We start from the raw sequence: 9,394 nt of genomic DNA, 5'->3' as shown, positions 1-9,394 counted from the left end.
CTTTCGGCGTTTCCTTGCCAGCTCCAGAACCTTTATCGGCTCCTTGCCCTTCAGACTTTAGCAGACTCACTTTCGCTTTCCCAATTCGGCGCGTTTCGCGCTTTCCCTGGTTTAGCAGTGGTGTTTCCGCCTCGTCTTGGAGGACTTTATCGGATCTCGCTTTGTTGTCCAATTCGGCGAATTCACACCGCATTCGGATAAAAGCAATATCCACACCTACACAGCCATGACGATCTGATGTGGATCAGATCTTGAGTTCTTCGGCAGATCCTGAGACCCGCTGCCAGAACACCCTGGATCGAGCGATGCTCGAAAGAGTGGAGGTGGCCGCTCCGGGGCCGGAAGCCCGCCCGAAGACTCGCGCTTGCTTCCCGCCGCACCCTGGCGACTCGGAGAACACTACACACACCCTGACGCCGTTTCAAATCGCCAGGGCAACTTTTTTCGTGCGATGTTCTGGGCTCCACTCTAGACCCCCGAGACAAGGCCCGTGGGCCGTTCGCTCCGCCCGGCACCAGAGGCCTCGTGGCCCACCGGTCAGGCGGGCGCGAAGAGCTCGACCGGGTTGCCGGCCGGGTCCTCGATCACGGCTTGGGCGCCGCCCCGGCCGTCGATGCGGCTGGTGCGTACCCGAGCGCCGGCTTCACTCAGGCGCCGGAGCTCCTGGTCGACATCGCTCACCTCGAGCTGGATACGGCTCCAGCCACCGGGGCTCGGAACCTTGCCGTCGTCGGCGGCCCGTCCTGCGCCGCCGGCACCAGGGGTGTTCAGCATCAGCCGCAGCCCGTTGCCCTCGAGCATCGCGAAGCCGCCGGCTCTCGGACCGACGTCCTCGAACCCGAGCTCGCGATAGAAGGCGACGGCGGCAGTGATGTCGTCGACGATGTAGCGGAATCCTGGAATCATCTGTCTCTCCTCTCTGCAACACTACTGTTGCATAGTAGGCTCCGGGCATGGCTTCTCGTCAAGGGCGTACGGACCCCCGCGTGGTGCGCAGCCGGGAAAGAGTGCTCGAAGCGGCGCTAGCGGAGCTCGCCGAGCGGGGATACGGCGGATTCAGCATCGACGGCGTGGCGACACGTGCCGGCGTCGCCCGGAGCACGATCTATCGGCTCGGGCACGACCGGCTCAGCCTGGTCGCGGCTGCCATGGAGACGCTCAACGTGCAGCCGCGCCCCGAGGCCGGCGGACAGGATCCGCGAGGCGATGTGGTCGCGATCGTCGCCCATCTCGCCTCGGCAATGCAGTCGTCCCTGATGTCCGACTGTCTCCCCGCCGTGCTCGACGGCGCCGAGCGCGACCCGGGACTGCGGGAGCTGCACCACAGTTACAGCGCGCAGCGGCGTACGCGGCTGGTTGATGCGCTCGCCCGGCTGCAGGAGTCGGGGCACGCTGTCGGAGATCCGGAGCGGGCGGCGGAAGCGCTGGCGGGGGCCGTGTTCTATCGGCGGCTGATGACGCCGGTGCCGCTGCGTGCGGACGAGGTCGAGGGCTTGGTGGCGACCGTTCTCGGGGAGAAGTGACTCGGCAGTCGGCTCAGCCGACGCCGATGTGCTGGTAGTCGAGGTCGATCAGGGCGACGGCACGGTCGCCATACGCGTCGACTTCGCGGGGGTAGGGCGCGCCGGTGTATCGGGTGGCGAGCTCGTCGATGATTCCCCAGCGGGTCTCGTCTTCGACCCAGCCGACGACGCGGCCGCGGAGGATGACTGGCATGAAGTCGTTCTCCTGCGGTGCCAGGGAGAGTGCGATGCGCGGGTCGGTGTGGAGATTGCGGTACTTGCGGCCGCGGTTGCCGGTGAGGAAGACGACGTGGTCGTCGTGGGTTCCGATCCACACCGGGGAGGTGCGCGGGGAGCCATCGGGTCCGATCGTGGCGACATGGGCAAGGGCAGTCCCCTCGAGGAAGGGGCGTACGTCGGGCTTGATCATCGTTCTTCTCCTTGCTGCGGTCAGCGGATGACGCGGTAGTGGAGGTGGGTGACGCCGGGGGCGGGGACGACGTCGACGATCTCGAGCGAGATGCGCTCGGGGAGCTCGTTGAAGAAGCGGCGGCCGGCGCCGAGCAGCACCGGGACCTGGTGGAGGACGATCTCGTCGACGAGGCCGGCCCTCAGTGCTTCGGTCACGACGCCGCCGCCCATGAGTCCGACGTCCTTGCCGCCTGCCTGCTCCTTGGCGAGGGCGATCGCGTCCTCGATGGTGGTCGCGAATGTCTGGCGATCGTGGACCGCGGGAGCGGGACGATGGGAGAGGACGACCATCGGTGCAGTGGGATGCGGCGCTCCTCCCTTGTCCCAACCGGAGTCGTCGTAGGTGTTGCGGCCGGCGAGGCTGACCCCGTCTCGCGCGGCTAGGGCGTCGAAGACACGGGCACTCGGCTCGGAGAGCTTGAAGCCGTCGAAGACCTGGCTAGGGGTGTCGCCGTCGAAGTACCAGTCGAAGAGGACACCACCGTCCCCCAGGCCGCGGCCTGGGCCGGGATCCCGTCCAGTGATGAAGCCGTCGATCGAGACCGAGAGTGCTGCGAGGACCTTGCTCATGATCGCTCCCTGAGAGTCGGAGTTTCCTGAAGAGACTCTGTGACCGTAACATTGTGAGTTCCCTCAGGGAACCCCAAATGGTAGATTCGGGGCATGCAACGTACGAACTTCGGTGACATGGCGTGCTCGATCGCGCGGACGCTCGATGTGATCGGGGAGCCGTGGTCGCCTCTCGTGCTGCGCGACATCTGGGTGGGCATGAACCGCTTCGACCAGATCCAGGCGGATCTCGGGATCTCGAGGAAGGTGCTCACCGAGCGGCTCGGGCATCTGGTCGAGCACGGGGTGCTGGAGAAGCATGCGTACGACAACCGGCCGCGCTATGAGTACGTGCTGACGGAGAAGGGACGCGAGCTCGTCGACGTGCTGATGGTGATGGTCGGGTGGGGTGACAAGTGGCTCGCGGGCGAGGCTGGGCCGCCGGTGCTCTACCGGCATCACGCGTGCGGGGAGATCGGACGGGTCGATCTGCGGTGCTCGCACTGCGGCGAGCCGATGCACGCCGACGACATCGACGTGCAGCCCGGGCCGGGGGCTGCGCCGGAGCCGGCCTCAGCGGGGTAGCGGACCGGCGTAGGCCTGCCGCGCCGTCTCCACGGCAGGCATGTTCGCCTCCGACCAGTTGCCGACGACGGCGAAGACCGGCTGCAGGCTGCGGCCGAGGTCGGTGATGTCGGCCTCCATCCCGCGGCGGCAGGCGGTCAGCCCGCATGTCGAGGAGGTGCGCGGCAGGCCGGCCCGTGGTTTCGGGGAGTGGGCGCGGCGGTTCGCCGCTGCGTACGGGGCCTGAGTTCGGGGCCTGAGATCAGCTACCGCCGGCGGCGCCCAGTTCCTTCAGCGCGGCGCCGTCGATGCGGTGGACCTCCCACTCGTTCTGCGGGACCGAGCCGAGGGACCGGTAGAAGGCGATCGACGGTTCGTTCCACGTGAGCACCCACCACTCGAGGCGGCGCCAGTCATTCTCGATGCAGATCTCGGCGAGGCGTACGAGGAGGGCCTTGCCGGCGCCTGCGCCGCGGTGCGCCGGGTCGACGAAGAGGTCCTCGAGCCAGATGCCGTTGCGGCCGGTCCAGGTGGAGAAAGTGACGTACCAGACCGCCATGCCGATGATCGTGCTGTCGTCCTCGGCGATGAGGCAGCGAGTGGTCGGGGTGCCGGACTCGGGGAAGAGCGCCGCGGTGAAGTCGCTCTCCGTGGCCTCGACGGCGTCGGGCTCCTTCTCGTAGACGGCCAGGGCGTGGACGAGACGGAGGATCTCGGGTACGTCGGCGGGAGCTGCATCGCGGATGGTGACGGTCACGGGTCGATCCTAAGAGGTCGCGCAGCCAGCGCGCCCGTATCGCGGCGCGCAGCAGGCGGCCCTACCTGCGCGACCTCTCGGGCTACTCGCCAGTTCGGGAATGCGCATTCCAGCGGAACGCAAACGCAATCGCGGCGCAACAAAGGCTTCCTACGTTTCTGGGCGTCCCCAACAGAACGGATCCCCCACATGACTCAGACTCAGTCACGTCGGAACTTCCTGCGCAACGTCGGCCTCGCCGGCGGCGCGGGTGTCATGTTGCACAGCATGGGTGCTCTCGGGCTCACCTCGGCTCACGCCGCGGAGACCCCCAGCTTCACTCCTCCCAAGCCGTCCGATCTCGCCCGGGCCGGTAGCAAGTCGGTCGTCATCCTCGGCGGCGGCATCGCCGGGCTCACCGCTGCGTACGAGCTGCTCAAAGGTGGCTACAAGGTCACCGTGCTCGAGGGACGCGAGCGGCCGGGCGGTCGCAACTTCACCGTGCGCGGCGGGACCCGGGTGACCGATCTGAACGGGGTCACGCAGGTGGCCGGGTTCTCCAAGGGTCAGTACATGAACGCGGGACCGGGGCGGCTGCCACAGAGCCACATCACACTCGACTACTGCAAGGAGCTGGGCGTCCCGATCGAGGCGTTCACCAACCAGAACGCCAACGCGCTGCTCTACTACCCCGGCGACCACGGCATCGGGGCGGTGCAGATGCGCCAGGCGAAGGCGGACACGTACGGCTATGTCTCCGAGTTGCTCGCGAAGGCGACCGACAAGGGTGCCCTGGACGAGGAGCTGACCGCCGCCGACAAGGACGCGCTGATCGCCTTCTTGAGGAACTTCGGCGACCTCGGCTCCAAGGCGGAGGGGTACGCCTACACCGGCTCGAGCCGCGCCGGCTACACGGTCGAGCCGGGTGCCGGGCAGGAGTCCGGCACCGAGGTGGCCCCGAACTCGATGAGTGCTGTCCTCGCCGCGGGGCTGGGTCAGTACTTCTCCTTCGAGTTCGGCTACGACCAGGCGATGATGATGTATCAGCCGGTCGGTGGCATGGACGCGATCCCGAACGCGTTCGCCAGGGCCGTCGGGGCGCGGAACATCCGCTACGGGGCCGAGGTCGTCGAGTGGAGCAACACCTCGACCGGTGTCTCCGTGGCCTACAAGGCTCGCGGGAGGGCCGAGACCATCGAGGCCGACTTCGCGATCAACTGCATGCCGCCGAACATCGCGGCCAAGGTCCCGCACAACCTCGGCGCCGACATCACCGCGAGCCTGAAGTCCTTCGGGCCCTCGAACGCCGGCAAGATCGGGATCGAGTACGACCGGCGCTGGTGGGAGGAGGACTTCCGGATCTACGGCGGCATCACCAACACCCGCCTCGACCTGCGCAACATGTGGCATCCGTCGTACGGGTTCAACGGAGACAAGGGCACGATGATCGGCTACTACAACACCGGCAGCGCGGCCGACACCTACGGTGTGCTCAGCCCCGCCCAGCGGCTCTCGCGGGCGGTCGACATGGGCAAGCAGATCTTCGGGGACGTCTACGGCGAGGGCATCACCGCCTCCTACAGCCAGGACTGGAAGTCGCAGAAGTTCTCCGAGGGAGCCTGGGCGTACTCGACGACGGCGGACACCGATCCGCTCTACACGCGACTACTGGACGCCACCGGCAACACGTTCTTCGCCGGTGACCACCTCAGTCACTCGGTGGCCTGGCAGCACGGCGCGATCACGGCCGCCCGCGCTGCCGTCGAGAAGCTGCACGCGCGGGTGACGGCATGATGTCGCCGCGTACGAAGGTGCTGGCTGTGGTCGGGTTGACCGCGGCGCTGGTCGCTCCGACGGCGGCGGTCGCCGGGAGCAGATTGGCAGACTTCCCGCCGCGGGGCGGGGAGACGATCTCGGTGCTGCCCGCGGGCCAGGACAACCCGTCGATCGCCAACGGCGTCGCGATCGGGCCGGAGGCGGCGATCTACAAGACCAGCGGGCTCGGTCCGTCCCGGCTCAACAGCGGGGCGAGCGGCGAGCTGGCCTACATCGACACTGCGGTGTTCCCGGGTGGTGAGCTGCCGCCGGGCGTGACCATCACCGAGGCCCAGGGGATCAACGTGCTGCGCCGGATCGGGGAGAACCTCGAGGCGGTCGGGCTCTCCTACGACGACGTGATCACGATGCGCGTCTTCCTGCAGAACCCCGCGGGCGAGGCGAAGATGGACTTCGCGGGCTGGAACCGTGCCTACCGGCAGTTCTTCGCGAACACGTCGGTCTCGACCGGCGAGGCGGTCCCGGTGCCGCTGGGCACCGCTGCGCCGGCGGCTCCGATGGTCGTCAACCCCGCCCGCCCGTCGCGGTTCGCGCTCGAGATCGAGAACCTGCCCGTCGACGGATGGCTCGTCGAGGTGGAGGTCGACGCGGCCTATCCGGTGAAGAGGAAGTAGGTCCTCTAAATCGAGATCGCCCTCTCCGAGCAGTGCTCGGGGAGGGCGATTCTCGTGCAGCTCAGACCGAGGTCAGAGCTTGGAAAGCTTGGGGAAGGGGCTGGCGATGCGCACCAGTCGGGGACCGAAGTCGACAGTGACTGCGGCCGTTTCTTTGTTGACGACCCGACCCAGGCCGAAGGAGTCGTGGGAAACCAGGTCCCCAGACTCGAACTGCTCAATGACCGGCTCGGGATCTGCCTTGAAAGGACTCGCGGCGAAGTGTCGCCGCCGGGGGGTTGAGGTAGTCATCCCTTCGAGTATGTGGCCTCAGACACGAATAAGGGAATGCACAGCTTGGTCACAATGGCCTATCAGATCGTTTCAGGCCCGCGTGTAGTCGGCCTTGTCGTAGCTGGCGCTGCGCCGGTAGTGGGCCGAGATGCTGGGCCAGTTGGTGGTGATGCGGCCGTTCCGCTCGCGATACCAGGAGGTGCATTTGCTCCAGACGCTGTCGGCCAACTTGTCCTGGATCCGCGCGTCGTAGGCCTCCTCGACCTCCGCGCGCACCTCGAGCGGGCCGGCGTCGGCGACGTGGTCGGCGTACCGGCCGAGGTAGCGGGCCTGGGTCTCCAGGAAGAAGATGATCGAGCCGCCACCGGTGTTGGTGTTGGGGCCGTACATGATCAGCAGGTTGGGGAAACCCGGGACGGTCATGCCGTGGTAGGCGTGGGCGCCGTCCTTCCAATGGGTGTGCAGGTCGCGGCCCTGGGTGCCGGTGATCGTCATCGGGGCGAGGAAGTCGGTCGCCTTGAACCCGGTGCCCCAGATGATCACGTCGACCTCGTGCTGCTGCCCGTCGGCAGTCGTCACGCCGGTCGGGGTGATCTCGACGATGTCGTCGGTGATCACGTCCACGTCGGGCTGGGCGAGGGCCGGCAGGTAGTCGTCGGCGAAGAGGATGCGCTTGCAGCCGAACGGGTAGTCGGGCCAGACCTTCTCGAAGAGCCCCGGCTTCGCCGCGGTCTGCGTCTTCATGTGGCGCTTGGACCAGGCCCGCATGACCGCACCGAACGGCTTGACGTGGAAGGACGTGGTGAGCCACTCGGCTTGGACCCAGATCTTCGCGCGATTGAGGAGCTGCGGGACTGGGCTGGTGGGGTCAATGCGCTCGAAGTCCTTGCGCGGGACGATGTAGGGCGCCGAGCGCTGGAAGAGGAGCACCCGCGCCGCGTCCTTCCGCACCTCGGGTACGAACTGGATGGCGCTCGCCCCGGTGCCGATCACCGCGACCCGCTTGCCGTGGAGGCTCAGGTCGTGGTTCCACTCGGCCGAGTGGAAGGCCTCTCCCTCGAACGTGTCGGTGCCGGGAATGTTCGGGATCGAGGGCCGGGAGAGCTGGCCGACGGCAGGGACGAAGAGGTCGACCGTCTCCGTCTCCCCCGTGCTGAGGTCGAGCTGCCAGGTCTTCGACTCGTCGTCCCAGCGGGCGGCGGTCACCTCGGTGTGGAACCGGATGTGGCGGCGTACGTCGTACTTGTCGACGACCCGGTGGATGTAGTCGAGGATCGCGGGCTGGCGGGAGAACTTGTGGGGCCAGTGCCGGTTGGGCTCGAAGGAGTAGGAGTAGAGGCTGGAGGGTACGTCGCAGGCGGCGCCCGGGTAGGTGTTCTCCCGCCAGACGCCACCGACGTCTCCGGCCTTCTCGAACACGACGATGTCGTCGTGGCCGCGCTTCTTGAGCTCGATCGTGGCGGCCAGGCCGCCGAAGCCGGTGCCGATGACTGCGATGCGCAAGAGATCCTCCGAGGGGCGGGAGCGACGGTGTGACCTGGACCATACCGGGAGAATGTGACCGGCAAAATGTGAATGGCCGCGAGAGGACCGAAAGGTAAGAAGTGGGACGCCCACTCGTCATCCGGATTAGGTTCGGCTAACCTAAACCCATGATCGTCTGCCAGTGCCGAGTCGTCACGGACCGTGACGTCGACGCCGCGCTGGCCGACGGGGCGCGTACGGTCAGCGCGATCTGCCGCTCCACGGGAGCCGCTCAGGACTGCGGCTCGTGCATCTTCTCGGTGAAGAAGCAGGTCAGCCGGCATCTCGAGCAGGAGTGCTCGCACCTCGTGGCCGACGGCGCCGCGAGCTGACGTACGCAACCGGTCACAAACTGAGTCTGTCCTCACTCCCGGGGTGCCGTGCGAGTATCGGGACAGATCCCGTTACCGGAGGTACGTCATGCAGCCAGTCGATCCACGCGTCGTCGAGCTCCTCAACGAGGCGCTCACGTTCGAGCTCACGGTCACCAACACGTACTTCTTGCATGCTCGAATGCTCGACAACTGGGGTCTGCCCAAGCTCGGCAAGGTCTTCTACGACCTCTCCATCGACGAGATGCGTGACGCCGACGAGCTGATCAACCGGATCCTGATGTTCGACGGCCATCCCAACGTGCAGCGCCTCAATGCCATCCAGGTCGGTGAGACCGCCGAGGAGATGCTCTCGCTGGCCCTGGCGAGCGAGCGCGCCGCGGTCGCGCAGTTCAACGCCGGCGGCGAGGAGTGCCACCAGCTCGGCGACCACGGCACCGCGGCCGTCTTCGAGGAGATGGTCCGCGACGAGGAGAAGCACGCCGACTGGTTCGAGTCGCAGCTCGACGCGATCGATCGCGTGGGCCTCCAGGCGTTCCTGGCTCAGCACGTCGGTGCGGGCGAGGGACCCGGCTGAGCCGGGCCCCTCCATTCTCCCCCTCAGGCAGGCACCGCGTCGTCGATGCAGAGGATGTTGTCCTCGCTGTCCTTGAACCACGCTGCGTGCCCGGCCTCACCGAGGCCGGCGACGTCACCGTCCCAGGTCAGTCCGGGCATCTCGAAGTGCTCGAAGCTGACTCCCTTGGCGCGGAGGTCGTCGGTCTCCTTGCGGACGTCGGCCACGTGGAACTGGGCGATCGTGTGCCCGGCCTTGCCCGCCTGGTCGGTCTCGTAGAGGTGGAAGGACGTCCCGCCGGACGTCGTGTAGAGCAGGCCGCCGGGGTCCTCACCGCTCGGCTCGAGCCCGAGCTTGTCGGCGTAGAAGCCACGAGCCCGCTCGAGGTCGGCGGCCGGGATGTTCGCCATCACACTGCTGTCGGTCAACATCGTCGG

General features: G+C 67.2%; 15 protein-coding genes. 6 read left to right on the top strand and 9 right to left on the bottom strand.

The features are described from left to right. Nucleotides 1-214, bottom strand: a 214-nt coding sequence (locus tag ABTW65_RS25825; protein WP_350665514.1) for a hypothetical protein, incomplete at its 3' end; no start/stop codon positions are given. Nucleotides 215-537: 323 nt separating this feature from the next. Further along, nucleotides 538-906 (bottom strand): VOC family protein, encoded by a 369-nt coding sequence (locus ABTW65_RS25820; protein WP_350665512.1) that lies wholly within the window; start codon nucleotides 904-906, stop codon nucleotides 538-540. Between the two features lie 47 nt (nucleotides 907-953). Between ABTW65_RS25820 and ABTW65_RS25815 the strand changes: the two genes are divergently transcribed. Continuing rightward, nucleotides 954-1,523 (top strand): TetR-like C-terminal domain-containing protein, encoded by a 570-nt coding sequence (locus ABTW65_RS25815; protein WP_350665510.1) that lies wholly within the window; start codon nucleotides 954-956, stop codon nucleotides 1,521-1,523. A 13-nt stretch (nucleotides 1,524-1,536) separates the two neighbouring features. Here the strand turns inward: ABTW65_RS25815 and ABTW65_RS25810 are convergent, their stop codons facing one another. Together ABTW65_RS25810 and ABTW65_RS25805 are read right to left on the bottom strand one after the other, a co-directional pair. Continuing rightward, on the bottom strand, nucleotides 1,537-1,932 hold the full coding sequence (locus ABTW65_RS25810) for a TIGR03618 family F420-dependent PPOX class oxidoreductase (protein WP_350665508.1): 396 nt from the start codon (nucleotides 1,930-1,932) through the stop codon (nucleotides 1,537-1,539). 20 nt (nucleotides 1,933-1,952) lie between these two features. Beyond that, on the bottom strand, nucleotides 1,953-2,543 hold the full coding sequence (locus ABTW65_RS25805; protein WP_350665506.1) for a dihydrofolate reductase family protein: 591 nt from the start codon (nucleotides 2,541-2,543) through the stop codon (nucleotides 1,953-1,955). A gap of 93 nt (nucleotides 2,544-2,636) precedes the next feature. Here ABTW65_RS25805 and ABTW65_RS25800 point away from each other — a divergent pair, with 93 nt between their 5' ends. Further along, nucleotides 2,637-3,107 carry a winged helix-turn-helix transcriptional regulator gene (locus ABTW65_RS25800; RefSeq protein ID WP_350665505.1) on the top strand — a complete coding sequence of 157 codons (471 nt, stop codon included), beginning with the start codon at nucleotides 2,637-2,639 and terminating at the stop codon, nucleotides 3,105-3,107. Here the strand turns inward: ABTW65_RS25800 and ABTW65_RS25795 are convergent. Further along, nucleotides 3,096-3,227 carry a hypothetical protein gene (locus ABTW65_RS25795; RefSeq protein ID WP_350665503.1) on the bottom strand — a complete coding sequence of 44 codons (132 nt, stop codon included), beginning with the start codon at nucleotides 3,225-3,227 and terminating at the stop codon, nucleotides 3,096-3,098. The two genes, ABTW65_RS25800 and ABTW65_RS25795, sit on opposite strands and share 12 nt — an antisense overlap. 121 nt (nucleotides 3,228-3,348) lie before the next feature. Next, a complete protein-coding gene (locus tag ABTW65_RS25790) occupies nucleotides 3,349-3,843 on the bottom strand; it encodes a GNAT family N-acetyltransferase (protein WP_350665501.1) in 495 nt (164 codons plus the stop codon). 189 nt (nucleotides 3,844-4,032) lie between these two features. Here ABTW65_RS25790 and ABTW65_RS25785 point away from each other — a divergent pair, with 189 nt between their 5' ends. Both ABTW65_RS25785 and ABTW65_RS25780 read left to right on the top strand, forming a co-directional pair. Then, complete coding sequence (locus ABTW65_RS25785; protein WP_350665499.1) at nucleotides 4,033-5,616, top strand: flavin monoamine oxidase family protein; 1,584 nt, start codon at nucleotides 4,033-4,035, stop codon at nucleotides 5,614-5,616. Next, nucleotides 5,613-6,272, top strand: a complete 660-nt coding sequence (locus tag ABTW65_RS25780; RefSeq protein WP_350665497.1) for a Rid family hydrolase — start codon at nucleotides 5,613-5,615, stop codon at nucleotides 6,270-6,272. The genes ABTW65_RS25785 and ABTW65_RS25780 overlap by 4 nt, the downstream gene beginning before the upstream one ends. 72 nt (nucleotides 6,273-6,344) lie before the next feature. Here the strand turns inward: ABTW65_RS25780 and ABTW65_RS25775 are convergent, their stop codons facing one another. Both ABTW65_RS25775 and ABTW65_RS25770 read right to left on the bottom strand, forming a co-directional pair. Then, nucleotides 6,345-6,563 carry a hypothetical protein gene (locus ABTW65_RS25775; RefSeq protein ID WP_141790972.1) on the bottom strand — a complete coding sequence of 73 codons (219 nt, stop codon included), beginning with the start codon at nucleotides 6,561-6,563 and terminating at the stop codon, nucleotides 6,345-6,347. A gap of 72 nt (nucleotides 6,564-6,635) precedes the next feature. Further along, nucleotides 6,636-8,048, bottom strand: coding sequence for a flavin-containing monooxygenase (locus ABTW65_RS25770; protein ID WP_350665495.1), 1,413 nt, complete (start codon nucleotides 8,046-8,048; stop codon nucleotides 6,636-6,638). 149 nt (nucleotides 8,049-8,197) lie between these two features. On the opposite strand from ABTW65_RS25770, the gene ABTW65_RS25765 reads away from it, so the two are divergent. Further along, nucleotides 8,198-8,401, top strand: coding sequence for a (2Fe-2S)-binding protein (locus ABTW65_RS25765; protein ID WP_350665493.1), 204 nt, complete (start codon nucleotides 8,198-8,200; stop codon nucleotides 8,399-8,401). Between the two features lie 88 nt (nucleotides 8,402-8,489). Beyond that, nucleotides 8,490-8,978, top strand: coding sequence for a bacterioferritin (gene bfr / locus ABTW65_RS25760; protein WP_350665491.1), 489 nt, complete (start codon nucleotides 8,490-8,492; stop codon nucleotides 8,976-8,978). Nucleotides 8,979-9,001: 23 nt separating this feature from the next. Here bfr and ABTW65_RS25755 read toward each other — a convergent pair whose 3' ends face one another. Continuing rightward, nucleotides 9,002-9,388 carry a VOC family protein gene (locus ABTW65_RS25755; protein ID WP_350665489.1) on the bottom strand — a complete coding sequence of 129 codons (387 nt, stop codon included), beginning with the start codon at nucleotides 9,386-9,388 and terminating at the stop codon, nucleotides 9,002-9,004. Nucleotides 9,389-9,394: the final 6 nt, after the last annotated feature.

Source organism: Nocardioides sp. NPDC127503 (genome assembly GCF_040302165.1).
Taxonomy (GTDB): Bacteria; Actinomycetota; Actinomycetes; order Propionibacteriales; family Nocardioidaceae; genus Nocardioides.
This window is presented reverse-complemented; position numbering and strand designations above follow the sequence as displayed.

What these genes read in the sequence shown, in the direction of transcription:
- ABTW65_RS25785 (WP_350665499.1), top strand. Translation starts at nt 4,033, where the DNA reads ATGACTCAGACTCAGTCACGTCGGAACTTCCTGCGCAACGTCGGCCTC.
- ABTW65_RS25775 (WP_141790972.1), bottom strand. Translation starts at nt 6,563, where the DNA reads ATGACTACCTCAACCCCCCGGCGGCGACACTTCGCCGCGAGTCCTTTC.
- ABTW65_RS25805 (WP_350665506.1), bottom strand. Translation starts at nt 2,543, where the DNA reads ATGAGCAAGGTCCTCGCAGCACTCTCGGTCTCGATCGACGGCTTCATC.
- ABTW65_RS25810 (WP_350665508.1), bottom strand. Translation starts at nt 1,932, where the DNA reads ATGATCAAGCCCGACGTACGCCCCTTCCTCGAGGGGACTGCCCTTGCC.
- bfr (WP_350665491.1), top strand. Translation starts at nt 8,490, where the DNA reads ATGCAGCCAGTCGATCCACGCGTCGTCGAGCTCCTCAACGAGGCGCTC.
- ABTW65_RS25780 (WP_350665497.1), top strand. Translation starts at nt 5,613, where the DNA reads ATGATGTCGCCGCGTACGAAGGTGCTGGCTGTGGTCGGGTTGACCGCG.
- ABTW65_RS25765 (WP_350665493.1), top strand. Translation starts at nt 8,198, where the DNA reads ATGATCGTCTGCCAGTGCCGAGTCGTCACGGACCGTGACGTCGACGCC.
- ABTW65_RS25800 (WP_350665505.1), top strand. Translation starts at nt 2,637, where the DNA reads ATGCAACGTACGAACTTCGGTGACATGGCGTGCTCGATCGCGCGGACG.
- ABTW65_RS25795 (WP_350665503.1), bottom strand. Translation starts at nt 3,227, where the DNA reads ATGGAGGCCGACATCACCGACCTCGGCCGCAGCCTGCAGCCGGTCTTC.
- ABTW65_RS25820 (WP_350665512.1), bottom strand. Translation starts at nt 906, where the DNA reads ATGATTCCAGGATTCCGCTACATCGTCGACGACATCACTGCCGCCGTC.
- ABTW65_RS25755 (WP_350665489.1), bottom strand. Translation starts at nt 9,388, where the DNA reads ATGTTGACCGACAGCAGTGTGATGGCGAACATCCCGGCCGCCGACCTC.
- ABTW65_RS25815 (WP_350665510.1), top strand. Translation starts at nt 954, where the DNA reads ATGGCTTCTCGTCAAGGGCGTACGGACCCCCGCGTGGTGCGCAGCCGG.